The 25,359-nt window shown below is 68.2% G+C and carries 22 protein-coding genes; 13 read left to right on the top strand and 9 right to left on the bottom strand.

Annotated elements, in window-relative coordinates:
- Positions 1-179 precede the first annotated feature (179 nt).
- Positions 180-2,984 carry a bifunctional [glutamate--ammonia ligase]-adenylyl-L-tyrosine phosphorylase/[glutamate--ammonia-ligase] adenylyltransferase gene (gene glnE, locus D0B54_RS09280; RefSeq protein ID WP_240433578.1) on the bottom strand — a complete coding sequence of 935 codons (2,805 nt, stop codon included), beginning with the start codon at positions 2,982-2,984 and terminating at the stop codon, positions 180-182.
- Positions 2,981-4,462: an amidase gene (locus tag D0B54_RS09275; RefSeq protein WP_117291053.1), complete on the bottom strand. Its 1,482-nt coding sequence runs from the start codon at positions 4,460-4,462 to the stop codon at positions 2,981-2,983. Before D0B54_RS09275 ends, glnE begins: the two co-directional genes overlap by 4 nt.
- A gap of 88 nt (positions 4,463-4,550) precedes the next feature.
- Here D0B54_RS09275 and D0B54_RS09270 point away from each other — a divergent pair, with 88 nt between their 5' ends.
- On the top strand, positions 4,551-5,063 hold the full coding sequence (locus D0B54_RS09270; RefSeq protein WP_117291052.1) for a hypothetical protein: 513 nt from the start codon (positions 4,551-4,553) through the stop codon (positions 5,061-5,063).
- A 6-nt stretch (positions 5,064-5,069) separates the two neighbouring features.
- On the opposite strand, the gene D0B54_RS09265 is transcribed toward D0B54_RS09270, so the two are convergent.
- Positions 5,070-5,282: a DUF2061 domain-containing protein gene (locus D0B54_RS09265; protein ID WP_117291051.1), complete on the bottom strand. Its 213-nt coding sequence runs from the start codon at positions 5,280-5,282 to the stop codon at positions 5,070-5,072.
- A gap of 119 nt (positions 5,283-5,401) precedes the next feature.
- Between D0B54_RS09265 and D0B54_RS09260 the strand changes: the two genes are divergently transcribed.
- A complete protein-coding gene (locus D0B54_RS09260) occupies positions 5,402-6,148 on the top strand; it encodes a sulfite exporter TauE/SafE family protein (RefSeq protein ID WP_117291050.1) in 747 nt (248 codons plus the stop codon).
- A 73-nt stretch (positions 6,149-6,221) separates the two neighbouring features.
- Here D0B54_RS09260 and D0B54_RS09255 read toward each other — a convergent pair whose 3' ends face one another.
- The 3 genes from D0B54_RS09255 to D0B54_RS09245 are packed head-to-tail and all read right to left on the bottom strand — an operon-like array spanning position 6,222 to position 8,040.
- Positions 6,222-6,569 carry a DMT family protein gene (locus D0B54_RS09255; protein ID WP_117291049.1) on the bottom strand — a complete coding sequence of 116 codons (348 nt, stop codon included), beginning with the start codon at positions 6,567-6,569 and terminating at the stop codon, positions 6,222-6,224.
- 60 nt (positions 6,570-6,629) lie between these two features.
- A complete protein-coding gene (locus D0B54_RS09250) occupies positions 6,630-7,355 on the bottom strand; it encodes a Bax inhibitor-1/YccA family protein (RefSeq protein ID WP_117291048.1) in 726 nt (241 codons plus the stop codon).
- A 49-nt stretch (positions 7,356-7,404) separates the two neighbouring features.
- Complete coding sequence (locus D0B54_RS09245) at positions 7,405-8,040, bottom strand: DUF1134 domain-containing protein (RefSeq protein ID WP_240433577.1); 636 nt, start codon at positions 8,038-8,040, stop codon at positions 7,405-7,407.
- A 211-nt stretch (positions 8,041-8,251) separates the two neighbouring features.
- Here D0B54_RS09245 and D0B54_RS09240 point away from each other — a divergent pair, with 211 nt between their 5' ends.
- From D0B54_RS09240 to D0B54_RS09230, 3 genes are all read left to right on the top strand, one after another.
- Positions 8,252-9,535 (top strand): acetyl-CoA C-acetyltransferase, encoded by a 1,284-nt coding sequence (locus tag D0B54_RS09240; protein WP_117291047.1) that lies wholly within the window; start codon positions 8,252-8,254, stop codon positions 9,533-9,535.
- Positions 9,536-9,788: 253 nt separating this feature from the next.
- Entirely contained in the window at positions 9,789-11,135 is a 1,347-nt protein-coding gene (gene chrA, locus D0B54_RS09235; RefSeq protein ID WP_117291046.1) for a chromate efflux transporter, read from the top strand.
- Between the two features lie 100 nt (positions 11,136-11,235).
- Entirely contained in the window at positions 11,236-11,763 is a 528-nt protein-coding gene (locus tag D0B54_RS09230; protein ID WP_117291045.1) for an REP-associated tyrosine transposase, read from the top strand.
- 171 nt (positions 11,764-11,934) lie between these two features.
- On the opposite strand, the gene D0B54_RS09225 is transcribed toward D0B54_RS09230, so the two are convergent.
- The gene (locus D0B54_RS09225) at positions 11,935-12,735 is read right to left on the bottom strand and encodes a DUF2971 domain-containing protein (protein WP_117291044.1); all 801 of its coding nucleotides are present in this window, start codon (positions 12,733-12,735) and stop codon (positions 11,935-11,937) included.
- Between the two features lie 255 nt (positions 12,736-12,990).
- Here D0B54_RS09225 and D0B54_RS09220 point away from each other — a divergent pair, with 255 nt between their 5' ends.
- The 6 genes from D0B54_RS09220 (at position 12,991) to D0B54_RS09195 (ending at position 20,346) form a co-directional block, all read left to right on the top strand.
- Positions 12,991-13,374 carry a hypothetical protein gene (locus D0B54_RS09220; RefSeq protein ID WP_117291043.1) on the top strand — a complete coding sequence of 128 codons (384 nt, stop codon included), beginning with the start codon at positions 12,991-12,993 and terminating at the stop codon, positions 13,372-13,374.
- Between the two features lie 57 nt (positions 13,375-13,431).
- Positions 13,432-14,706 (top strand): TolC family protein, encoded by a 1,275-nt coding sequence (locus D0B54_RS09215; RefSeq protein WP_117291042.1) that lies wholly within the window; start codon positions 13,432-13,434, stop codon positions 14,704-14,706.
- A 3-nt stretch (positions 14,707-14,709) separates the two neighbouring features.
- Positions 14,710-15,696, top strand: a complete 987-nt coding sequence (locus D0B54_RS09210) for an efflux RND transporter periplasmic adaptor subunit (RefSeq protein ID WP_117291041.1) — start codon at positions 14,710-14,712, stop codon at positions 15,694-15,696.
- A complete protein-coding gene (locus D0B54_RS09205) occupies positions 15,686-18,832 on the top strand; it encodes an efflux RND transporter permease subunit (RefSeq protein ID WP_117291040.1) in 3,147 nt (1,048 codons plus the stop codon). The genes D0B54_RS09210 and D0B54_RS09205 overlap by 11 nt, the downstream gene beginning before the upstream one ends.
- A gap of 12 nt (positions 18,833-18,844) precedes the next feature.
- Positions 18,845-19,204: a DUF3703 domain-containing protein gene (locus D0B54_RS09200; protein WP_117291039.1), complete on the top strand. Its 360-nt coding sequence runs from the start codon at positions 18,845-18,847 to the stop codon at positions 19,202-19,204.
- Positions 19,205-19,554: 350 nt separating this feature from the next.
- The gene (locus tag D0B54_RS09195; RefSeq protein WP_117291038.1) at positions 19,555-20,346 is read left to right on the top strand and encodes a class I SAM-dependent methyltransferase; all 792 of its coding nucleotides are present in this window, start codon (positions 19,555-19,557) and stop codon (positions 20,344-20,346) included.
- Positions 20,347-20,354: 8 nt separating this feature from the next.
- Here D0B54_RS09195 and D0B54_RS09190 read toward each other — a convergent pair whose 3' ends face one another.
- Together D0B54_RS09190 and D0B54_RS09185 are read right to left on the bottom strand one after the other, a co-directional pair.
- A complete protein-coding gene (locus D0B54_RS09190; protein ID WP_117291037.1) occupies positions 20,355-21,929 on the bottom strand; it encodes a DUF1631 family protein in 1,575 nt (524 codons plus the stop codon).
- Between the two features lie 233 nt (positions 21,930-22,162).
- A complete protein-coding gene (locus tag D0B54_RS09185) occupies positions 22,163-23,770 on the bottom strand; it encodes an alkaline phosphatase D family protein (protein ID WP_117291036.1) in 1,608 nt (535 codons plus the stop codon).
- Between the two features lie 81 nt (positions 23,771-23,851).
- Here D0B54_RS09185 and D0B54_RS09180 point away from each other — a divergent pair, with 81 nt between their 5' ends.
- Both D0B54_RS09180 and D0B54_RS09175 read left to right on the top strand, forming a co-directional pair.
- On the top strand, positions 23,852-24,181 hold the full coding sequence (locus tag D0B54_RS09180; RefSeq protein WP_117291035.1) for a YnfA family protein: 330 nt from the start codon (positions 23,852-23,854) through the stop codon (positions 24,179-24,181).
- A 180-nt stretch (positions 24,182-24,361) separates the two neighbouring features.
- On the top strand, positions 24,362-25,135 hold the full coding sequence (locus D0B54_RS09175) for a ferredoxin--NADP reductase (protein ID WP_117291034.1): 774 nt from the start codon (positions 24,362-24,364) through the stop codon (positions 25,133-25,135).
- Positions 25,136-25,359: the final 224 nt, after the last annotated feature.

Raw genomic sequence — 25,359 nt, 5'->3', positions numbered from 1 at the left:
AACTCCCTCTCCCGCTGGCGGGAGAGGGCTGGGGTGAGGGTGGAGGCCTGAGGTAGTTAACTGAGCTTTGAAGCTATTGGCTCGCACCACCCTCACCCTGCCCTCTCCCGCCAGCGGGAGAGGCGCGTTTGCTTACTGGAGAGTGACTCAATGTCACTCTCCAGCCTGGCAAACGCGACCTACTCTCCGAACAAACCCTTCCAGATCCGCTTCACCACTTCGCGCTGCTGCAGGAACTCCTCCTGCGGCACCAGCGCCGGCTCGTTCTGCAGCGAGCGCACGTGGGCGAAGCCGCGGTAGGCGCGGTAGCTGTCGATCAGGGCCTCCTTGTCGCCCGCGCCGATGCTGCCGGCCTCGGCCAGCGCTTCCAGCTGGCGCCAGTTGTCGCTCCAGTGCGCCACCGCAGGGCTTTGCGCCGCGTCGCGCAACACCAGGAACTGGGTCAGGAACTCGCAGTCGGTGAGGCCGCCCTGCCCCTGCTTCACGTCCCACAGCACAGCAGTGGACTTGTCCAGCTTGGCGACCATCTTGCGGCGCATGTCGGCCACTTCCTGGCGCAGCTTCGCGGCATCGCGCGGGCGGCATAGCACCTCCAGGCGCAAGGCCTCGAAGGCGGTACCCAGGCCCGCGGAGCCGGCGACGTAGCGCGCCCGCGTCAGCGCCTGGTGCTCCCAGGTCCAGGCTTCGCTGCGCTGGTAGCCCGCGAAACCTTCCAGGCTGCTCACCAGCAGGCCCGAGGCACCGCTGGGCCGCAGCTGCATGTCGATCTCGTAGGCGCGGCCGGCATGGGTCTGGGTGGCCAGGCTGTTGATCAGGCGCTGTGCCAGCCGCGCCAGCCAGGTGCCGTTGTTCAGGGGACGGCCGCCACCGCTGCTGTCTTCCTCCAGGGCGTCGCAGTCGTGGACGAAGACCAGGTCCAGGTCCGAACCGTAGCCCAGCTCGATGCCGCCGAACTTGCCGTAGGCGATCACGCCGAAGCCCGCGGGCTGGCCGTCGCGGCGCAGCGGCTCGCCGTACTGCGCGCTCATCTCGGCCCAGGCGAAACGCAGCGCCTGGCCGACGATGGCCTCGGCCAGCCAGGTCAGGCGATCGCTGATCTTCACCAGCGGCAGCGCGTGCAGCAGGTCGGCGGCGGCGACGCGCAGCGTCATCTCCTTCTGGTAGCGGCGCAGCAGGTCCATCGCCGCCTCGGTGCCCTGCCCCTCGATCTCCGTCGCGCGCAGCGCCAGGTCTTCGAACAGCTCCTGCTTCTCCGGCGGTGCGTAGAGCGTGCGCGGATCCAGCAGGCTATCGAGCAGCACCGGCGACTGCGCGATGAACTCGGTCAGCCAGGGGCTGGCGGCACAGAGGCCCAGCAGCTGCTGGCGCGTGGCGTCGCTTTCGCGCAGCAGCGTGAGATAGGTGGAGCGGCCGACCACGGCCTGAATGATGCGCAGCGCGCGCCGCAGCGCCAGCGCCGGCTGCGCCTGCTGCAGGGCCTCCCCGAACAGCTGCGCCAGCAGCTGCTGCAGCTTGAGTGCGGTTTCCTCGCGCATGCCGCGCACCAGGCGCAGCGCCTTGAGCGCTTCCAGGTCCTCGACCAGTTCCTTCGGGCTCTGCTTGTAGCCCGCCGAATACAGCGCATCGGCCGCATCACCGGCATCGACCTGTCCGCTCCAGATGCCCGCCACCAGCCGCCCCAGCGGCCCTTCCTCGCGGCCCTTGCCCGACTCCGCAAAGATGCGCTCGAACTCGTTCTGGACGAAGCCGCGCACCTCATCCAGCTGTTCCAGCAGCCCGCACCAGTCGGCATTGCCCATGGCCACGCACAGCGCCGCGCGCCGTGCCTCGTCGGCCGGCAGCACATGAGCCTGCTCGTCGCCGTACATCTGGATCGCGTTCTCCAGGCGCCGCAGGTAGACGTAGCACGCGTCCAGCCTTGCCGCGGTCGCCGGCGGCAGGTGGCCGGCTTCGCCCAGGTAGCGCAGCACCGGCCGCAGCCGCGCGTCGCGCAGCGGCGTCTCGTTGCCGCCGCGCACCAGCTGGAAGGACTGCACGATGAACTCCAGCTCACGGATGCCGCCGCGGCCGAGCTTGACGTTGTCGTCCATGCCCTTGCGCTTGACGTCGTCCTCGATCAGGCGCTTGAGCTCGCGCAGGCTGCCGATGGCGTTGAAGTCGAGGTAGCGCCGGTAGACGAAGGGCCGCAGCGTGCGCAGCAGCCCCTCGCCGGCGGCGATGTCGCCCGCCACCGGGCGCGCCTTGATCAGGGCGTAGCGCTCCCATTCGCGGCCATGCACCTGGTAGTACTCCTCCATCGCCGCGAAGGAAGCCGCCAGCGCGCCGGCGGAGCCGAAGGGCCGCAGCATGGTGTCGACGCGGAACACGAAGCCGTCCTCGGTGCGCGCCGACAGCAGCTTGCCGGTGTCCTGCGTCAGGCGGCCGAAGTACTCGTCGTTGCTCAGCGGCCGCGCGCCGTCGGTCTCGCCACCCTGGGTGTAGCAGAAGATCAGGTCGATGTCGGAGGAGAAGTTCAGCTCGCGCCCGCCGAGCTTGCCCATGCCCAGCACCACCGGCCGGCACTCCTCGCCGCGCTCGTTGCGCGGCAGGCCATGGCGCGCCTGCAGGCGGCGCCCGGCGAAGCGCAGCGCCGCCTCGCAGCAGGCGTCGGCCAGGTCCGAGAGATCGTCCAGCGCCTCGTCCAGCGGCGCCCAGCCGGAGAGGTCGCGGAAGGCGATCCGGGTCATGTCCTCGCGGCGCCGCTGGCGCAGCACGCGCTGCATGTCCTTCTCGTCGGAGAGCGCCCGCGTCGCGTCGAGGATGCTCGCAGCGGTCTGGCCCGGCGCGCGCGCGCGATGCAGCTCGCCCAGGTCGCTGCCGTGACGCAGCATCCACTCCAGCGACGCGGCGACGAAGGGGCTGGCGGCGCAGACCGTGGCGGCGGCCTCGGCCAACGCGGGATCCTGCGCGCGCAGCAGCGCCAGCAATTCCGGTGTAGCGCTCACAGCGCCGGCATGCGGTCGAACCAGGGCAGCGCCTGCTCCAGCTGCGCGGCAACGCGCAGCAAGCGCCCCTCCTCGCCGAAGGGCGCAACGAACTGCAGGCCCAGTGGCAGGCCCTCGGCGGTGTGGTACAGCGGCACCGACATCGACGGCGTGCCGGTGAGATTGGACAGCTGCGTAAACGGCACCTTGGCCAGGCTTTCGATCGCGATCTGCTCGACCATGCCGCTGCGCAGCAGCAGGCCGCCGCCGCGCAGGCCCAGCACCAGCTGCTGCGCAGCGCGCAGTGCCGCCGGCTGCTCCAGCTCGCCGATGCGCACCGGCGGGCAGGCCAGCGTCGGGGTGAGATAGAGGTCGTAGTGGCCGAAGAACTCGCCGAGGCTGCGGGCAAAGTCGTTCCACAAGCGCCGCCGGCGCACGTATTCGCCGGCCGCCAGCGCGCGGCCGGCCTGGGCGAACACCCGCGTGTCGGGCTCGAAGGCGCTCTCGGCGCAGCCGGTCAGCGCACGGATCTCGGCGACGCTGGCGGCGACATTGCCCATGTACATGGTGATGAAACAGCGTGCCAGCTGCGGGCCGTCGATCTGCGGCTCGGCCTCCTCGACGTGATGGCCCAGCGATTCCAGCAGCTTCGCCGTCTTGCGCACCGCCTCGACATGCTGTGGATCCACCGGCATGCCCAGCGGCGAGCGCGTGCAGAAGGCCACGCGCAGGCGGCCCGGCTCGCGGCCCAGCTCCTCCAGGTAGGGCCGCTCGGGCGCGCGGATCTCGAAGGGCGCGCCGACATCCGGCCCCTGCAGCGCGTCGAGCATCGCCGCGCTGTCGCGCACGCTGCGCGAGACCACGAGATCGCTGTTGGCACCCTCCCAGGCCTCGCCCATGCGCGGCCCCAGCGGCACGCGGCCGCGCGAGGGACGCAGGCCGAACAGGCCGCAGCAGGCGGCGGGGATGCGGATCGAGCCACCGCCGTCGTTGGCGCCCGCCATCGGCACGATGCCAGCCGCCACCGCGGCCGCGGCACCGCCCGAGGAGCCGCCGGGCGTGCGGCCCAGATCCCAGGGATTGCGCGTCACGCCCCAGCAGCGCGACTCGGTGATGCCCTTGAGCGCCAGCTCCGGCGTCGCGGTCTTGCCGAAGATCACCAGGCCCGCGTCGAGGAAGCGCTGCACGATGGACGCGTGAGTCGGGGGCTTCCAGCCGCGCAGCGGCACGCAGCCCGAGCTGGCCGGCACGCCGGCATAGTCCTGCACGATGTCCTTGATCAGGAACGGCACGCCGGCCAGCGGGCCCGGCAGCTTTTCCTTCGCTCGCGCCCGGCCGATCTCGTGCATCGGGATGTTGATGGCGTTGATCTTGGGGTTGACCGCCGCGGCGCGGGCGATGGCGGTCTCCAGCAGTTCCGCCGCCGTGGTCTCGCCCCGGGCCACCAGGGCGGCCAGGGCCACCGCGTCATGCCGCGCGTAGTCCGCTGCGGAAATCATGCTTTCTCTCCAGGTTCATTTTTAGGGGCATAGAGTAGCGGCGAATGCCGACGGCTTTACAATCGGCACCGGAGAACCCAGAACGACCATGAAACGCACCATCGCCCTGCTCGCCCTGCTGCTGGCCGCCTGCGCCAGCGGCCCTACCAAAGAACAGTTGCTGAGCTTCACGCCCGGCCAGGCCGTGCCGGTGGACCTGGCCATGCCCAACTTGCCGAACCTGGTGGGCAAGCGCATCACGCTCTCGGGCCTGCCGCGCCAGCGCGAGGGCAGCTGCCTGGGCATGCCGCCGATGTCGAACAACGACTGGATGCTGACCGGCGACAGCGAATGCCTGTGGGTCAATGGCCGCGCGCCGGGTGCGGCGATCCTGGATGTGCGCAACAACAACAGCAACGTGCCGCTGGCCGTCACCGGCAAGCTGGTGCGGACCCGCGAGGGCGTACTGGTGCTGATGGCCGAGGCCGCACCCCCGCGCACGGTGCCGGTGGCTGCGCCGCCGCCCCAGCCGATCGCGCCGCCCCCGCAACCGGTCCCGCCGCCCGAGGAGGCCGCCCCGGCACCACTGCCGGAGCCGCCGCCTGCGCCAGCACCGTACTAGCGCGGTTCAGTGGCTGTGTGCCAGCCAGCCCATGTTGGCGGCGTTGCCAGCCTCGCCGCGGCGCTTCCAGATCTTCTCGTGGAAGTGGTAGGCCACCGTGTTGATGCAGGGCTCCACCACCGCGACCAGGCCGCCGGTCATCCAGCTGCCGGTCATCGCCCAGACGACCAGGAACGCGACGCTGATGTGCATCGCACCGAAGCTCAGGGTCTTGATCATGGCGGGGTCTCCTTGGGGGTCCGTGTCTGGACTCAAATGATAATCACTCTCAACAAATCCGCCATTGATATCTCCCTATCGGCGCGATTGACCGGATATATCGTCGCGGGTCGGGCGGCATGAGTCCCACCGAAGCCACCCTGCTGGCCGGCGCCGCCTTCCTCGCCGGCGGACTCAATGCCCTGGCGGGCGGCGGCAGCTTCCTGACCCTGCCGGCGCTGATGGCCGTCGGGGTGCCGCCGGTGGCGGCCAATGCCACCGGTACCGTGGCGCTGCTGCCGGGCTATCTCAGCGCCGCCTGGGCCTCGCGCCAGGACCTGCGCACCCCGGCCGGCCTGGGTCTGCCCCTGCTGCTGGGCCTGGCCCTGGCCGGCGGCGCCAGCGGCGCGGCCCTGCTGCTGCTCACCCCGGATCGCCTGTTCGCCGGCATCGCGCCGCTGCTGCTGCTGGCGGCGACCCTGCTGTTCGCGCTCCAGCCCCGCCTGCAGCAGCGGCTGCGCGGCGCCGCAGTGCCCAGGCCCGTTGCGGCCCTCACGGTGTTCGCGGTCTGCGCCTATGGCGGCTACTTCAACGGCGGGCTCGGCATCCTGCTGCTGGCGGCCTTGTCGATGCTGGGCCTGCGGGATCTGAACCAGGCCAACGCCCTGAAGAACCGGGTGTCCGGCGTGCTCACCGCGATCGCGGTGACGCTGTATGCCGCCGGCAATGCCGTGCACTGGGGACCGGCGCTGTGGATGATGCTGTTCGCCACCGCCGGGGGCTATGCCGGCGCGCGCTGGGCGCGGCGCATTCCCCCGGCGCGGCTGCGCGCCTTCATCGTGCTGACGGGGCTGGTGATGGCGGGGTTGATCGCGGCGCGGCTGTAGCGTTGCCACCCTCGCAAATATTAGGAGCGAGCTTGCTCGCGACCCGGTGGGTAAGAGATTACCCAGACAGGCCCTAGCTGCGGAAAATGAAATACACCGCGCCCATCATGCACAGCGCCGCCCACAGGTAATCCAGCTTGATCGGCTGCTTCATGTACAGCACCACGAAGGGCACGAACACCGCCAGCGTGATCACCTCCTGCATGATCTTCAGCTGCGGCAGGCTGAGTGTGCCGTAGCCGATACGGTTGGCCGGCACCTGCAGCAGGTACTCGAACAGGGCAATGCCCCAGCTCACCAGTGCCGCGATGATCCAGGGCTTGTCGCGCAGGTCCTTCAGGTGCGCGTACCAGGCCAGCGTCATGAAGACGTTCGACAGGACAAGCAGGCCTGCAGTCTGGCCCAGGACATTCCAGTTCATCGTGCTCCCCAAGAACAAAAAAGCCCCGCCATGAGCGGGGCTTTTCCGTGGCCGATCGACTCAGTCGTCGTTGGCGAAGCCCAGCAGATGCAGGAGGCTGGTGAAGAGATTGTAGATCGACACATACAGCGTGACCGTCGCCAGCACGTAATTGGTCTCGCCGCCGTTCACGATCTCGCCGGTCTGGTACAGGATGATGCCGCTGGCGAACAGCGCGAACAGCGCCGAGATGCCCAGGTGCAGGGGCTGCAGGTAGAGGCCGAAGGCCGAGGCCACCAGCAGCGCAATGCTCGCCATGAACACCACCATGATGCCGGTGAACAGGAAGCCGCGCATGAAGCTGAAGTCGCGCCGGGTCTTCACCGCATAGGCCGACAGGGCGACGAAGATCGCGCCGGTCATGCCCAGGGCCATCATCACGGTCTGGCCACCGTTGGCGGTGCCGAGGTAGCGGTTGATGACCGGGCCCAGGCCGAAGCCGAGCAGGCCGGTGACCGCGAACACCACCCACAGGCCCGCGGGGGAATTCGCGGTGCGCGGCACCACGAACCACAGCAGGCCCAGCGACACCGCCGAGCACAGCAGGCTGATGCCGTAGCCGACGCCCAGCGCCATGGAGGCGCCGGCCATCACGGCGCTGAACAGCAGCGTCATCGACAGCAGCAGGTAGGTGTTGCGCAGCACCTTGCTGGCGGCACTGGCGGCGGCATCCTGCCCCAGCGGCAGGGGGCGCGGCTGCGCACCGCTGTTGATGGGGGCAGGTCGAAGTTGGTTGTTCCAGCTCATTGCGGTCTCCTTGGGGATCGCGGGGGTTGTTCGGAGTCTAGCAGTCCGGTCAGAACGGAATGACCGAGGGCTTGCGGGTGTAGGACAGGTAGCCGACGCTGGCGCCGGCGCGCAGGCCGACGCCGGTGCGCATCGGCGCCAGCACCACGTTGCCGGCCTGCTGGTAGTTCACGCCGATGCCGGCGGCGAGATAGAGGCTGCCGTCCACGCCGGGATAGCGCTGGAACATCTGCGAAGTGTTGCGCAGGTTGTACACCAGGGTGACGACCTTGGAGGCGTTGCCGCCCCAGTCCCAGCCCACCGAGGGGCCCTGCCAGTAGATCGGCATGCTGTCGCCGCCCTTGTATTGCAGCGTGCCGCGGCCATAGCGCAGGCCCACCACCAGGGCGCCGGAGCCTTCCTCGCCGATGATGTAGGCGTTCGGGCGCCCGTACCTGGCGAACACGCGCTCCACCGCCTGGGCGACATCAGCGGAGGCCTTGCCGAAGAATTTCGAGGCCTCGGCCACGACCTCCTCGCTGGTGTAGGTCTCCTGGCTCACCGGGGCGTCCGCGGGAACCACGGTTTCGGGCACCGGCGCGGATTCCACCTGGCCCGGCGCCGCCGCCTCGGCGGAGCTGATCGGCTCCATGCTCTGGCAGGCCGAAAGCAGTACCAGTGCGGGTAGCAGGATGAGGGATCGCATGCGGGACGGCTCCATGTCGGGGGTCGGTGTCGCTGAATTCTGCGTCATGCTGACCCCGCAAACCAGCGGAAAGTTCCCCCGGGGGTGGCACAAGTGACTGAATTTGCTGTTACAACAAATTCTCGGGGGCTGTGTCCCTGCGGCAATAGCCATTGTCGGGGCAGCTTTCGATAATTCCGCCCGTCCAATCCTTCTTCGCAGGAGCACCCCCATGAAGTACGGCCGCCGCGTCGCCATCATCGGTGGTTCGCGCATCCCCTTCGCGCGTTCCAACACCGCCTACTCCACCAAGTCCAACCAGGACATGTTCACCGCCGCCCTCAAGGGCCTGGTCGACAAGTACCAGTTGCACGGTGAGCGCCTCGGCGAAGTACAGGCCGGCGCGGTGCTCAAGCACTCGCGCGACTTCAACCTGACCCGCGAGTCCGTGCTGTCCTCCGGCCTGGCGCCCGAAACCGCCGCTGCCGACGTGCAGATGGCCTGCGGCACCGGCCTGCAGGCGGCGATCAACGTTGCCAACAAGATCGCGCTCGGCCAGATCGAGTCCGGTATCGCCGGCGGCGTCGACACCACCTCCGATGCACCGATCGCCGTGGGCGAGAAGCTGCGCAAGATCCTGCTCGAGGTCAACCGCAGCAAGACCACCGGCCAGCGCCTGGCCGCGCTGTCCAAGTTCCGCCCGGCCATGCTGGCCCCGGCCATCCCGTCCAACGGCGAGCCGCGCACGCGCATGAGCATGGGCGAGCACTGCGAAGTCATGGTCAAGGAATGGAAGATCCCGCGCGAAGCGCAGGACCAGCTGGCCTTCGAATCGCACCAGAAGGCCGCACGTGCCTGGGAGTCGGGTTTCTACGCCGACCTCGTCGTGCCCTACGCCGGCCTGGAGCGCGACAACAACCTGCGCCCCGACATCTCGATCGAGAAGATCTCGCAGCTCGGCCCGGCCTTCGACCGCAAGTCCGGCCAGGGCACGCTGACCGCCGCCAACTCCACCCCGCTGACCGACGGCGCCTCCGCCGTGCTGCTGGCGTCGGAAGACTGGGCCAAGGCCCATGGCCTCAAGCCGCAGGCCTACCTGACCCACGTCGAAACCGCCGCGGTGGACTTCGTCAACAAGAAGGAAGGCCTGCTGATGGCACCGGCCTACGCCGTGCCGCGCATGCTGGAGCGCGCCGGCATCTCGCTGCAGGATTTCGACTTCTACGAGATCCACGAAGCCTTCGCCGGCCAGGTGCTCTGCACCCTCAAGGCCTGGGAAGACCCGAAGTTCTGCAAGGAGCGCCTGGGCCTGTCCAAGCCGCTGGGCTCGATCGACCGCTCGCGCATGAACATCAGGGGCTCCAGCCTCGCGGCCGGCCACCCCTTCGCCGCGACCGGCGGCCGCATCCTGGCCACGCTGGCCAAGATCATCGCCGAGAACAACTACAAGGGCCGCGGCCTGATCTCGATCTGCGCCGCCGGCGGCCAGGGCGTGGTGGCGATCGTCGAAGGCTGAGTCGGGGCTGTCGTGGAGTGCCTTGAATGACACTCCACGCCGACGAAGGCCCGGCCAGGGAATGTTTGGCCTCGCTGAGGCATGACTCAATGTCATGCCGAAGTAAGCCAAACATGGGCGGGGGCTCAATCTGCCAGCCCATGTCTCGCCATGGATTGCGCCACTGAGTTTTCTTGACTGAGAAGCAGCAAGACAGGGCCCGCATATGCGGGCCCTGTTCGTTTGGGGCAGCGCAACTCCATAATCCGCACCCATGAACTCCCCCGCCCACGTGCCCGTCGTCTCCTTCCGCGAAGCCTTCCTGGTCTGGCTCAAGATCGGCTTCCTCAGCTTCGGCGGACCTGCCGGCCAGATCGCGCTGATGCACCGCATGCTGGTGGACGAGCGCAAGTGGATCTCCGAGACGCGGTTCCTGCATGCGCTGAACTACTGCATGCTGCTGCCCGGTCCCGAGGCACAGCAGCTGGCCACCTACATCGGCTGGCTGATGCACAGGACCTGGGGCGGCCTCGTCGCCGGGCTGCTGTTCATCCTGCCGGGCTTCGTGCTGATGGTCGGCATCGCCGTGGTCTACGTCAGCTACGGCGAACTGACCTGGGTCCAGGGACTGCTCTACGGCATGCAGGCGGCGACGCTGGCAATCGTGATCGAGGCGGTGATCCGCGTCGGCAAGCGGGCCCTGAAGACCCGCGCACTGTGGTGGCTGGCCGGTGCGGCCTTCATCGCCATCTTCGCGCTGCACCTGCCTTTTCCCCTGATCGTGCTCGGCGCCGCACTGGCCGGCCTGGCTGCCGCGCGCTGGGCGCCGCAGTGGCTGCCCAAGCCGCCCAAGGCCGGCGAAGAAGACCATGACCCGGTGCCGGCGCACGCACACCCTGCCCAGCCGGCCTGGACGCTGAAGCTGCTGCTGGCCGGCGCCGCGCTCTGGGGCCTGCCGATCCTGCTGCTGTTCCTGGCGCTGGGGGCACAGCATGTGTTCACGCAGGAAGCGGTGTTCTTCAGCAAGATGGCGGTCGTCACCTTCGGCGGCGCCTATGCGGTGTTGGCCTACATGACGCAGCAGGCGGTGGACCGCTATGGCTGGCTGCAACCGGGCGAGATGGTGCAGGGCCTGGCGCTGGCCGAGACCACGCCCGGGCCACTGATCCTGGTGCTGACCTATGTCGGCTTCCTCGGCGCCTTCCGCGATCCCGGCACGCTGCCGCCGCTGCTGTCCGGCATGCTCGGCGCCACGCTGTCGACCTGGGTCACCTTCGTGCCCTGCTTCCTGTGGATCTTCCTGGGCGCGCCCTACATCGAGCGCCTGCGCGGCAACGTCCAGCTCAATGCCGCGCTCACCGGCATCACCGCCGCGGTCGTTGGCGTGATCCTGAACCTGTCGATCTGGTTCGCGCTGCACGTGCTGTTCCGCCAGGTCGGCCAGTGGCAGGCCGGGCCGCTGCGCCTGCCCGCGCCTGAGCTGGCCTCGCTGGATCCGGTGGCGCTGCTGCTCGGCGCCGGCGCGATGCTGGCGATGCTGCGCTTCCACGTCGGCCTGCTGAAAGTGCTGGCGGTCTGCGCGGCGGCGGGCCTGGCGATGAAACTTTCCGGGCTGGCTTGACTCTGTAGAACACCCGAACCTGACGCACCGATCAGCTTGCACCCACCCCACAGCTTTCGTAGGGTGGGCTTCAGCCCACGCGGCTCCACACCAGACTCTCATGTCGCGCTACCGACGATCCCGCACCGCTGGCGCCAGCTACTTCTTCACCGTCACGCTGGCCGATCGCCACGAAGCTCTGCTGACCCGCCACATCGATCTTCTTCGCAATGCCTACCAGGACTCTGCCCGGCGCCGTCCTTTCGAGACGATAGCGATCTGCATCCTCCCGGACCACCTCCACGCCCTCTGGGAACTGCCCGCTGACGATTCGGATTTCTCGACCCGCTGGGCCGCCATCAAAAGCGGTTTCTCCCACCTGCTGCCGCCATCACCAAATCCCGGCGCAAGCAAGCAGCGCAAGCGCGAGAAAGGCATCTGGCAAAGGCGCTTCTGGGAGCACCAGATCCGGGACGAGCTGGATCTGCAACGGCACATCGACTACATCCACTACAACCCGGTCAAACACGGCTTGGTTCCCAGCACCGCCGACTGGCCGCATTCGAGCTTTCATCGCTATGTGCGCAAAGGCCTGCTGGCACCCGACTGGGGAGGGTCAGTAGAGGCTGCCGGAGACTACGGGGAGTGAATACGGACGCTCGCCCGCCGAAACATCTCGTCGTAGGGTGGACTTCAGCCCACGCGTTGCAACAGGTGGGCTGAAGCCCACCTACGAATCTGCACCGCCGCGGGCCTGGCGCTGAAACTTTCCGGCCTGGCTTGATCCCAAGGTTCCTGTGAGGCGTGCTTTTCGATGTCTTCACACGAGTCGCATCTGATAGCTACCTGCGATTGAAGCTACTCGCCGTACGCTCACCTCGTGCTTCATCGTTGCTACCCACGCCCGAACAGCCTTTTCGTGCTCTGCTGTGATCTTGGGCCCCAATAGAACCGAGTGGATGTACTCCACAGGGAACTTTCTAATACCAGGACCAGCATCGGTATCAACAATTCGCCACTCCTTCTCGTAACTCCACTGGTTCCCCTTCCACAGCAGCAGTCGACGAACGCGATCTTCGCTGCTCTGTGTAATTGGGTTGATTCGGGGATAGTCCTTGCTATAGGTGACTCGCTGAGTCATACCAAAGAACGGCGTCGTTGCACTCGCCTTGAACCGGACGCAAATTCCAGTGCTGTTTCCGGAGTAGTGCGCCCACATTGGGGCGCTGGACCAGTCCTCGCTGAAACAGCACACACCGACTCTCTCGATCTCGGATTTCATGTACGCCTGAGCCTCCGGACTAAGTCCATCGCCATGTCGCAGATTAGCCCCCTCGAGTGCTGCAAGCAGGTTCTCTACCTGGGCAACCCGTTTCTCCCCATGCAACAACGGATACAAGCGCGTGCAGAGCCTCTCAATGTACATCCTGACTTGCTGTGGCGACCCTAGAAATTCGTAGATGGGGTTTAACTCATGAGGATCATTCAGGGCCGATGGCGGAGCGAAATACATCTCTCCATGCGTGAAAATGCGCTCTACCCATGGGATCGATTTCTCATCTAGCGCTCTATATCGATAGAGCCATACGAGATTCTTATCGTTGAATCTGTGCACACTCATCTGTTCGATCCACTACTCATTCGCGCCACCTCACTTGTTCATGCAGGCAAAAACATGGCAACGACCAAGCCTCGTAGTCAAACCGAATACTATGTGTCTGCACCAGCGCTTTCCATCGAGGCACCGTCAGTGCTGTAGGGTGGGCTTCAGCCCACGTGCCGACTCCGCGTGGGCTGAAGCCCACCCTACCAAATCATGGGAACTTTCCGGGCTGGCTTGACTCTGTAGCAGGCTCCAGGTGTTCAATACCGTCAAATGCGTCGTTTCCGCTCGCCACCGCTGTCGCTGATCCTGCTGCTGGGCCTGGCCCTGCTGCTGACGCGCGTGGTCGGCACGCACCTGCATTTCTGCTTCGACGGCAGGGAAGCGCCGGTGGCGGTGCACGTCGCCGACGGCGATCTCCACCACGCCGGGCACCAGGGCGAGGACGTGAAGATCGACGACGCCTCGGCCGCGAAGTCCTGGCAGTCGTTCGCCGCCACGCTGGTCTTCATCGCCGCCGCCGTGCTGCTGTGGCTGCCTGCCGCGCCGCGCCCTACCCTGCTTCGTTCCCCCGTCGCGGCGCCGCCGCGACGCAAGCTGCCCCACGTCCTGCGACCGCCGCTGCGCGGTCCACCCCTCTCCGCCTCCCTCGCCTGACGCCGTCCCCGCGTCGCCGCTCCTGCGGCGCGCATTCCATTGCCCTGGGAGGCAACCATGTTTCGCATTTCACCCCGGGCGCTGCCTGCGCTCGGTCTGTTCGTATCGCTGGCGGCCGCCGCCAGCGAACCGGCCGTGTTCGCCGGCCCGCCGCTGACGCTCGCCGCCGCCCTGCAGCGCGCAGAGACGCAGCACCCTGCCTTCGGGCAATGGCGCGCCGCCGGACTGGCAGCCGCCAGCCGCGTGTCGCAGGCTGGCCTGCGGCCGGCGCCGGAACTGCACCTGGCCGCCGAGAACCTGCTCGGCAGCGGCCCCTACCGCGGCGCCCAGGGTGCCGAGACCACGCTGAGCTTCAGCCAACTGGTCGAGGCCAGCGGACAGCGCAGCGGCCGCATCGACACCGCCCGCGCCGAGCAGGCGCTGCAGGCCGGGGAAGCCGGCCTGGCCGCGCTGGACCTGCGCGCCGAACTGGCGCGGCGCTATGTCCATCTGCTGTCCGACCAGGCCCAACTGGAGATCACGCACGAGGCAACCGCTCTGGCCGAAGAGACGCTCAGGGAAGTCGAGCGGCGCGTCGCCGCCGCCCGCAGCCCGCTGGCGGAACGCTCGCGTGCGCGCATCGCCCTGGAGCGCGCCAGGCTGGCCGAGGAGCATGCCGAGCACGAACTGCTCAGTTCGCGGCGCCACCTGGCCGCGGCCATGGGCCAGCAGGAGCCCGACTTCGGTAGCGCACAGGGAGACCTGCTGCAGCGGTATCCGACTGTCGGGTTCGAAGTGCTGCTGGCGCGCCTGCAGGCTTCCCCCCAGGCGCTGCAGTACGCCAGCGAAAATCGCCTGCGCGAATCCGAACTGCGCCTGCAGCAGGCGCGCGCCGGCCGTAGCCTGACGCTGGGCGCCGGCGTCCGCCGGCTGGGCGAGACCGACGACACCGCCCTGCTGTTCTCGGCCTCCCTGCCGCTCGGGCAGGCCGCGCGCGCCGAGCCGCTGATCGCCGAGGCGCAGGCGCGGCGTGACCAGGGCGAGGCGGCAAGCCGCAGCGCCATGCTGAAGCTGCAGGCCCAGCTCTATGAGCTGTTCCAGGAACTGAACCACGCCCGCACCGAGTTCGAGGCCCAGCGCGACCGTATCGTGCCCGCCGCGGACGAGGCCCTGCGGCAGACGCGCCATGCCTGGGAGCGCGGACGCTATTCGCTGCTGGAACTGCGCGACGCCCACGGCGAGTGGACCGCGCAGCGTCGCCGCCTGATCGAGGCGGCCGCGGAATACCAGGGCTACCTGATCGAAATCCAGCGCCTGACCGGTCAACCGGTCGGCGCCGTCCAGAAGGACTGAACCATGAAGACCAACAAGATCGCCGCAGTGCTGGGCCTGGGCCTGCTGCTGGCGCTGGCCGCCTGCGAGCGCGCCCGTGAAGAAACCACGGGACCGGCGGAAGCAGCAGGGCATCCCGACGAACATGGCCACGCCGGGGAAGAATCTGCCGGCGGGCTGGAGCACGAAGAAGGCGGCGACAGCACCCGCATCGCAGCCGACGCAGCCCGCGCGGCGGGCCTGGTCACCGACACCGCTGGCCCCTCGCAGATCCGCAACACGCTGCCGCTGCATGGCCGTATCGTGCCCACCGATTCGGGCCAGCGCAGCATCGGCGCGCGCTTCCCCGGCCAGATCCGCAGCGTGACCAGGGCGCTGGGCGACACGGTGAAAGCCGGCGAGGTCCTGGCACGCGTGGAAAGCGACGACAGCCTGCAGGTCTACGCCGTCACATCGCCGATCTCGGGGGTGGTCACCGCGCGCAACGCCAACCCCGGTGAACAGGCCGGCGCCGCGCCGCTGTTCGTCGTCACCCATCTCGGTAGCGTCTGGGCCGAGTTGTCGGTGTTTCCGCAGGACCTGCCGCAGCTGCGCCCCGGGCAGACCGCGCGCGTCACCTCGCTCGACGGCAGCATCCGCGCCGAGGGCACGCTGGTCAGCCTGAGCCCGGCCGGCACCGGGCCCGCCCAGGCACTCACCGCGCGCGTGCTGCTGGACAACGCCGCCGGCCGCTGGACGCCGGGGCTGTATGTCGGTGCCGAGGCGGTGATCGGCGCCAGCGAAGTGACCCTGGCGGTGAAGAACGGCGCCCTGCAGGAACTGGAGGGCGCTACCGTGGTGTTCGAGCAGTCCGGCAACACCTACACCGCCCGCCCCCTGCAACTCGGCCGCAGCGATGGCGAGTACACCGAGGTGCTGGGCGGCCTTGCCGCCGGAGCGCGCTACGTCAGCGGCAACAGCTACCTGGTGAAAGCCGACATCGGCAAGTCGGGGGCCGCCCATGAGCATTGATGCCCTGGTCCGCTTCGCCATACGGCGCCGCGGCCTGATGATGGTGCTGGCGCTGGCGCTGGCGGTCCTCGGCAGCTGGAGCTTTCGCCAGCTGCCGATCGATGCCGTGCCCGACATCACCAACGTGCAGGTACAGGTCAACACCGAGGCGCCGGGCTACACGCCGCTGGAAGCCGAGCAGCGCGTGACCTACGCGGTGGAGAACGCCATGGCCGGTTTGCCGCGCCTGGAGTACACGCGCTCGCTGTCGCGCTACGGCCTGTCGCAGGTGACCGTGGTGTTCCGCGACGGCACCGATCCCTACTTTGCACGCCAGCAGGTGGCGGAACGGCTGCAGACCCTGCGCTCGGCACTGCCGCCGGGGCTGGAGCCGCAACTGGGCCCCATCACCACCGGCCTGGGCGAGATCTTCCTGTGGACGGTGGATGCCGAACCGGGAGCGCGCGGCAGGGATGGCCAGCCGCTGACCGCCACCGACCTGCGCCAGGCGCAGGACTGGATCATCCGTCCGCAGATGCTGCGCGTGCCGGGCGTCACCGAGGTCAACTCGCTCGGCGGCTACGAGAAGCAGATCCACGTGCGTCCCGACCCCGGCCGCATGCTGGCCCACGGCATCGGCTTCGGCGAACTGCGCGCCGCCATCGGCGCCAACAATGCCAACGCCGGTGCCGGCTATATCGAAAGCAGCGGCCAGCAGCAGCTGATCCGCGTGCCCGGCCAGGCCGCCACGATCGAGGACCTGCGCCAGCTGGTGGTGGCCCGGCAGGGCGAAGCGCCGGTGCGCCTGGGCGACGTCGCCGAGGTGGCCATAGGCCCCGAGCTGCGCAACGGCGCCGCCACCATGAACGGGCACGAGGTGGTGCTCGGCACGGTGTTCATGCTGGTCGGCGAAAACAGCCGCACCGTGGCCCGCGCCGCGGCGGCGAAGCTGCAGGAGGCCGCACGCAGCCTGCCGCCGGGCGTCACCGCCAACGTGGTCTACGACCGCACCACCCTGGTGGAGCGCACGCTGTCCACCGTCAGCGTCAACCTGGCGGAAGGCGCACTGCTGGTGATCGTCGTGCTGTTCCTGCTGCTGGGCAACCTGCGCGCGGCGCTGCTGACCGCGGCGGTGATCCCGCTGGCGATGCTGATGACCTTCACCGGCATGGTGCAGACCCAGGTGTCGGCCAACCTGATGAGCCTGGGCGCGCTCGATTTCGGCCTGATCGTGGACGGCGCCGTGATCATCGTCGAGAACTGCCTGCGCCGGCTGGGGCTGGCCGGCGCGCAGATCAGTCCACGCGAACGGCTGGAAGTGGTCTACGAGGCCACCACGGAGGTGATCCGCCCCAGCCTGTTCGGCATCGGCATCATCACCGCGGTGTACCTGCCCGTGTTCGCGCTGACCGGCGTCGAAGGCAAGATGTTCCACCCGATGGCCATCACCGTGGTGCTGGCGCTGACCGCGGCCCTGATGCTGTCGCTGACCTTCATCCCCGCCGGCATCGCCCTGCTGATCCGCGGCCCGGTGCAGGCGCACGACAGCCGCGTGATCGCAGTGGCGCAGCGCCTTTACGCACCGCTGCTGGAGCGCTCGCTGCGCGCGGGCTGGGGGCTGTCGCTGGCGGCCCTGCTCCTGCTGGCAGGCTGCGCCTGGCTGGCGACGCGCCTGGGCTCGGAGTTCGTGCCCAGCCTCGACGAGGGCGACGTGGCGCTGCATGCCATGCGCATCCCCGGCACCAGCCTGACGCAGGCGGTGCAGATGCAGAACCAGCTGGAAGCGACGCTCAGGCAGGCGCCCGAGGTGGAGCGCGTGTTCGCCAAGATCGGCACCGCCGAGGTCGCCAACGACCCCATGCCTCCGAACGTGGCAGACACCTTCGTGATGCTCAAGCCGCGTAGCGACTGGCCTGAGCCGGGCAAGCCCAAGGCCGAGGTGGTGGCCGCACTCGAGCGGCTGGCCGCGCAGGTGCCGGGCAACAACTACGAGTTCACCCAGCCGATCCAGATGCGCTTCAACGAGCTGATCTCCGGCGTGCGCGCCGACTTCGCGGTGAAGATCTACGGCGACGACCTGGACACGCTGGTCGCCGCCGGCGAGCGCATCGAGAAGCTGCTGTCCGGCATCGACGGCGCCGCCGACGTGCGCAGCGAGCAGGCCGAGGGCCTGCCGCTGCTGACCGTGACGCCGCGTCGCGAAGCCCTCGCCCGCTACGGCCTGCATATCGCCGAACTGCAGGAGCTGGTGACCACCGCCTACGGCGGCAGCGAGGCCGGACTGCTGTACGAGGGCGACCGCCGCAGCCCCATCGTGATCCGCCTGCCGGAGGCACTGCGCAACGACCCGCGCGCCATGCAGCGCCTGCCGCTACCCCTGCCGGGTGGCGGCTACGTGCCGCTGGGCGAGGTCGCGACCGTGACACTGGGTAGCGGTCCCAACGAGATCAAGCGCGAGCAGGGCAAGCGCCGCATCGTGGTCAGCGCCAACGTGCGCGGGCGTGACCTCGGCTCCTTCGTCAAGGAGTCGCGCGAACGGCTGAAGAGCCAGGCCAGGCTGCCACCCGGCTACTGGCTGGAGTACGGCGGCAGCTTCCAGCAGCTGGAATCGGCGGCACGGCGCCTTGCCGTGGTCGTGCCGCTGACCCTGGCCCTGATCCTGGGTCTGCTGTGGCTGGCCTTCGGCTCGCTGCGCGACGCGCTGGTGATCTTCTCGGGCGTGCCGCTGGCGCTCACCGGCGGCGTGCTGGCGCTGTGGCTGCGCGGCATTCCCTTCTCGATCTCCGCCGGCGTCGGCTTCATCGCCCTGTCCGGCGTTGCGGTGTTGAATGGCCTGGTGATGGTGAGCTTCATCCGGCGCCTGCGCGAGAAAGGCATGGCCCTGGAGGCGGCGATCCGCGAGGGTGCGCTGACGCGGTTGCGGCCGGTGCTGATGACCGCCCTGGTCGCCAGCCTCGGCTTCGTGCCCATGGCCTTCAACACCGGCATCGGCTCGGAGGTGCAGCGCCCGCTGGCGACGGTGGTGATCGGCGGCATCCTGTCGTCCACGCTGCTGACCCTGCTGGTGCTGCCGGCGCTGTATCGCTGGGCCTGCCTGCGTTTCGAGGCAGGGCTTGCAGCCGGGACCGGGGTCCAGGGTCATGCTGGCGCGACCTGAGGGACACGAACCATGGACCCACTGAAGGAAGCGATCGACCACGAACTGCTGCTGGGCAGCCAGTTGCTGGCCCGGCACAGCGCCGCTGCGGCGTTCCGCCATTTCGAACGCGCCCACATCCTGTCGCAACGCCGAACCTGGGATCATTTGCGCAGCCACGCCTGGATGTGGCGTGCCGGCTGGTTGAGGCGTGATGTCGGCGAACTGCTCGGCCAGACGCTGCGCATGGTCGCCGCGCTGGTCTTCTCGCGCGTCTGGGTGCCGGAGGGCAACACCGGCGGCGCCGGCGTCAGCGCCTTCCGGCCCATGCCGGTGCCGGAAGACCTGCGCGCGATCCTGCAGCGCCCGCGTCCGCGGCTGCGCTACGGCTGAACCATCCGGGCAACACGCTCGTCCGGGTGAACGAACGTATTGATCGTTCGCCACCGGGAGGAAAAAGCAAAGCGATCGATCCGCCCCACATGCCCTGTTCACGGCGAACGCCGTGGCTCCACGGTCAACTACAACTGTTTTCATGACGAATGAATCAGTCGCGCGCACCAAAAAATGGCCGCGCTGAGCGGATGAAATCGAACGACAAACGGACCGATGGCTCACATGCATTGACCACTAGACTTTACTCGGGGATTTGGTCTCGTCATGCAGACAGGACCTTTCAGTCGCCGGGGCGTCCGTGCTCTTGAGCCGGACCCACGGCTTGGTGTGCCACGGGTGCCCAGCAGATGACGACGCAAGCCAAGGATCTGGCAGAGAACATCAACCGGTTCTACGACGCAGCAATGTTCAGCGACCGCCTGATCAACTACTACGGCGGCAGCGACTACACCAACTTCGGATACTGGACCGACGCGACCCCGGACGCCAAGGCGGCCTGCGACGCACTGATGGCCCAGCTGCTGGGCTTCATTCCGGAAAAGAAGGGGCGGATCCTCGACGTCGCCTGCGGCAAGGGTGAAACCTCCCGCTACCTGTCCACCTTCTACCCGGCCGGACAGATCACGGCGATCAACATTTCCGAACGGCAGCTGAGCAGGGGGCGCGAAATCGTCCCGGGCGCGAACTTCATGTTGATGGACGCCACCGCGCTGGAGTTTCCGGATGCGTCCTTCGATGCGGTTGTCTGCGTGGAGGCGGCCTTCCATTTCAACACCCGCGAGAAGTTCCTGCGGGAAGCCGCCCGCGTGCTCAAGCCGGGCGGACACCTGGTGCTCAGCGATATCCTGACTTCGCGGCGCGCCGACGAAGATCACCAGCGCCGCATCGGCGACAACCACGTGGCGGACCTGGACGAGTACCGCGCGCTGTATGCAGGCGCAGGTCTCGCGGTCGACGCTCTGGTGGACGCCACGGAAAATTGCTGGAGGGGCCACTACCGTCACATGGTGAACTACGCCCACGAGGCATTGCTGCACCGGCAGGTCACCCGCAGCCAGCTGCAGCAGTCGCTGGACATCTACTACGAGCGCGCCCAGTACATCGAGCACTACCTGCTGGTCAGCGCGATCCGGCGCTGACCCCGGCTTCAGCTCCCGGGGCGCAGCGCCCGCAGCAACCCGATACCCTGCTCGATCCGGTCGTCGCGCATGCCCGACATGGCCATGCGCTGCGTCAGGCGCAGCAGCAGGGCCTCCCATGCGTCGTCCTCACCGAAACCCAGCTCGGACATTTCCACCAGCTGATCGACCATATCCAGGTCCTGGCGCCAGCGGACATCGTTGGGACCATGATCCAGCAAGCCCTTCATCAGCAAAGGCGCCCAGGATTTGTGCAGGAACTCCAGAACCACCGCCGGCACGTCGACCTCGCGCCCGAAGGTGGACAGGCGCAGTTCCTCGATCACCCGGCGCTGCACGGTATGCAGGACCGACTGGCGCCGCTCCCGGGCCCGCAGGCGCTTGGACTCCATGAACTGCTGCACCTGCGCCTCATCGACCGGTTGCTGCGTCAGCAGCGCCTGGCGCACGAACTCCGGCGCCAGCTCGAACTGCACCAGCAACTGCTCCAGGCGCTCCGCCGCACGGCGCTCCTCGACATTGCCGGTCACCCGCGCGGTGGCCGCCTTCAGCATCATTTCGTCCACCAGGCTGCTGACCGGGTGGTGCGGCGAGGTGAACAGGGTGGCGTCGGCCAGGGCGGTCTTGACCAGGGGCAGCCGCACTGCGTCCTGGCGCCGGCGCAGCTCTTCCGGCAGCAGCGGGTCGGCGATCGCCTCGCTGAGGAACTGGCCGGCGGCGCTCATGCGCTGCAGCGGCGCATGGCGCTGCTCCTGCGGCAGGTCGGGTATCGACTGGTTCTCGGCCAGCGCCAGCAGGTCGGCCGCCAGCGCGTGGTCGTTGTAGAGCCTGTCGTCGGCCTTGGCGGCATAGTTCCGCAGCATCGACAGCGTGCCGTCGTCGACCTTCGGCTCGGTCCGCGCCGCCTGCTCCGGCATGGGCAGGGCGGCCCGCTGCGCGTCCAGCTGCTGGGCGGTGCTGCCGATCGCCCGCAGCGCCACCAGCAGGCCGCGATAGAGCTCGCCCAGCCGCAGCAGCACGTCCTCGCCGAAGCGTGCGAACAGGAACGGCCGGTGCGCCGCCGGCCAGCCCAGCTGCTCCGCGGTGTCCTGCAGCGCCCGCGACAACCCGGCCGGCGCCAGCGCCCGGACGTGCACCGGTACGTACAGGGTGCGGCGGATCAGCTGCAGGCGGTCATCCAGCTGGCCCAGCAGCCTGGCGTACTTCTCTTCCGCGCGCAGTTCGGCGCGGCCGGCCACCAGGTCTTCGCTGGCCCCTGGCTCGTCCGGCGCCGCGCCGCTGCCGATCAGGCGCGTGTCCACCGCGTAGATGAAGGTGTCGACCCAGCGCCCGGAAATGACCTCGAACAGCCGGCGCAGCTCGCGGACCGACTCACGGAGGACCGGGTCAGCGGCCGTGGCCTCGTATTCGGCCAGGGCATCGGGCATGTGGTGCATGAACGGCGCCAGCAGCCAGGCCAGCTCGCCGCGGATGGTGCGGCGCAGGGAATCGGCGGCTGCGGCGCCCAGGCGCTGCAGGTAGAAGGACTGTTCGGCGCCCGAGGCATGGCCATCGGTCAGCGAGCGCTGCAGGGGCGCCATCATGCCGCAGCCCCGCTGCCTGTTCTGCTGAACATCATTCCCTGCGTATCCCGAAAAAGTGCAAATCCCGATGTGCGGATTTTACGGTTGGCGCGAGCCGGACAAGCCCCGCAGGCAGACGAAATCCCCCGGTAAATCCAGCCCATGGTCCACTTCGGACGTTACAAGCGGACTGCCAGAACCCAGCAAGAGCCATGCCTTTGCGGCGCGGACGCGCGGACATCTTTTGCGAAGGATCAGGCAAGCGCCGCGGCGCTGCGCAGGCGGTTCTCGCCGCTGCGCGTGTAGAGCGCCGCGCCGAACTGCTCCGGCGAATCCGGCTGCAGGATCGTATCGACGTACCACCACTCGCCGTGGGTGCGCTCCGGCGTGATGTCCAGCAGCACGTAGCCGTGACGCTCGCCGTCGAAGTACTTGATGTGCGGATCGATCAGGCCGAAGGCCGCCCGCAGCAGCGGCGTCGTGCCCGCGGGCAGGCCGCTGGAGGTCACCGAGGGCGAGACGAATTCCACGCCATGGGCCTTGATCAGGCCCAGGTCCAGCGGATCGCCCACGATATTGTCGATCAGCGTCAGCAGCTCACCCGGATCGCGGTACAGCTCGTTGCCCCAGGAACTGTGGATGTCGCCGGTCAGCACCACGACGTTCTCCACGCCGCCGCGCTCGATCGCATCGAACACGCGGTCGCGTGCCGCCGGGTAGCCGTCCCACTGGTCGGCATTGAGCGCCAGCAGTTCCTCGGCCAGCGTGATGCCCAGCAGCGACAGGTCCGGCAGCGAGGCCAGGCGCAGCTGGCCGAACATCACCTGCTGGCCCAACAGCTTCCAGTGTGCGGTGGACGCGGTCAGTCGTTCGGTCAGCCAGTTCTCCTGGCGCAGGCCCAGCAGCTGGCGCGTCGGATCGTTCAGCTCCGGCCCGAAGGGCAGGATGTTCAATGGCTCCTCGCGACCGTAGAGGCGCGTGTCGAGCATGATCAGGTCCACCAGGTCGCCGAACACGAACTGCCGCCAGATGCGCTGCGGGTCCGCCGGGTCGGCGACGCGGATCGGCAGCCACTCGAAGTACGCCATGATCGAGGCCGCCTTGCGGTACTCCCACTGCCCTTCCTCTCCTTCCGTGTGATTCTGGGCACCACCGTTCCAGGAATCGTTGGTCGATTCATGGTCGTCCCAGACCACGATCATCGGGTGCTGGAGGGTCATCGCCTGCAGGTCGGGGTCGGTGCGGTACTGGGCGTGGCGGTCGCGGTAGTCGTCCAGCGTCACCATCTCGCGGCCGTTGCTGTGGTCGCGGCCATCGTGGCCCGTGGAGCCGGATTCGTAGATGTAGTCGCCCAGGTGGAACACCGCGTCCAGATCCAGGCGCTCCGCGATGCGGCCATAGACACCGAAGTAGCCCGCCGGGTAGTTGGAGCAGGAGGTGAAGGCGAAGCGCAGGTGATCCACCGCTCCCACCGGCAGGGTCTTGGTGCGGCCCACCGGCGAGTGCGCCCCGCCGGCCTCGAAGCGGTACCAGTAGCGCGTACCGGGGGCCAGGCCCGCCGGATCGACCTTGACCGTGTAGTCCCGCGCAAGATCGGTGACGACCGTATCCGACAACACCACATCCTTCAGTTCCGGGTCGCGGGCCAGGAGATAGCGCACGCGCAGCGGCCCGTCGCGCTCCGGGGTGACGCGGGTCCAGAGGATGACGCGGTCGCTGAGCGGGTCGCCGCTGGCAACGCCGTGCTCGAAACGGACTGCGCCCGAGGCGCCATCGACCGGCTCGCTGCTGCCGCAGCCGGGCAGGAGGGTCACGCCGGACAGGCCGCCGAGGCCCTGCAGGAACTTGCGACGCCGCATCATTCGGTACTCCCCTGGACGAATCCCGAAGTCTGGCGCCGGCAGATCAACGGCAGATGAAACGAAAGCTAGGATAATCAGCCCATGCTCAAGACCACCCTGCTCTTCTTCGCCACCGCCCTGGCCGAGATCGTCGGCTGCTACCTGCCTTGGCTGTGGCTGCGCCAGGGCAAGTCCGCCTGGCTGCTGCTGCCGGCCGCGGCCAGCCTGGCGCTGTTTGTCTGGCTGCTGAGCCTGCACCCCGCCGCCAGCGGCCGGGTCTACGCCGCCTATGGCGGGGTCTATGTCTTCACTGCCCTGGTCTGGCTGCGTCTGGTGGACGGCGTGCGGCTCAGCTCCTGGGACTGGGTCGGCGCCGGGGTGGCCTTGGCCGGCATGGCGATCATCGCGGCCGGCTGGCAGCGCCCGGCCTAGGGACCGGGACCGGCCCGCTAGTCCCTGCGGGTGAGGCGCGGCGGGCCCCGGCGCCGGACAATCCTGGCCGGTTATTTATTCCCGGAAGTGCTGTTTTCAGACGATTTTCGGCCGGCGGGCGACTGCCGCGGCGATTTGTCTTAAGATTGCGCCCCATTTTGCACTGCACCATGGATTGAAATGGCAGCCTTCGCCCCTGAGCGCGTCCTCAGTGTCCATCACTGGAACGACTCCCTTTTCAGTTTCAAGACGACCCGCGGTCCGGGCCTGCGCTTCCGCAACGGCCAGTTCGTGATGATCGGCCTTGAGGTCAACGGCCGGCCGCTGATGCGCGCCTACAGCATCGCCAGCGCCAACTACGAGGACCACCTCGAGTTCTTCAGCATCAAGGTCCAGAACGGCCCGCTGACCTCGCGCCTGCAGCACCTGAAGGAAGGCGACGAACTGCTGGTCAGCACCAAGCCCACGGGCAGCCTGGTGCTGGACGACCTCAAGCCGGCCAAGAACCTGTATTTCTTCAGCACCGGCACCGGCCTGGCGCCGTTCATGTGCCTGATCAAGGACCCGGAAGCCTACGAGCGCTACGAGAAGATCGTGCTGATCCACGGCGTGCGCAACGTCAACGACCTGGCCTACCAGCAGTACATCGAAGGCCTGCCCGAGGACGATGTCCTGGGCGACCTGGTGCGCGACAAGCTGATCTACTACCCGCTGGTCACCCGCGAGGACTTCCGCAACCAGGGCCGCCTGACCGACGTGATCCGCAGCGGCAAGCTGGCCGCGGACATCGGCCTGCCGGACCTGAACCCGGTGACCGACCGCGTGATGATCTGCGGCAGCCCGCAGATGCTGAAGGACTCCTGCGAGATCCTCGACGGTCGCGGCTTCGAGATTTCCCCGCGCATCGGCACGGCGGGCGACTACGTCATCGAACGCGCATTCGTCGAGAAGTAGCGCCACGGTTGTACACCGAAGATAGGCACCGGAGGCCCGCACATGCGGGCCTTCTTCGTTGATCCATCCTGCATCTTCCGACAAAAAAATCAGCGCTTTGCTGCCTTGCCGGTCTATAATCCGTTCGGACGGCATGCAGGCCGCCACCCCAGGGATGTTTTAGCCTCCGCCGCGCGGGTCCGGCAGCGGTAGTTGAGGCTGCCGGGGCTGGCCTGCCCAAGACA

Source organism: Solimonas sp. K1W22B-7 (assembly GCF_003428335.1).
In the GTDB taxonomy this organism is placed as follows: Bacteria; Pseudomonadota; Gammaproteobacteria; order Nevskiales; family Nevskiaceae; genus Solimonas_A.
This window is presented reverse-complemented; position numbering and strand designations above follow the sequence as displayed.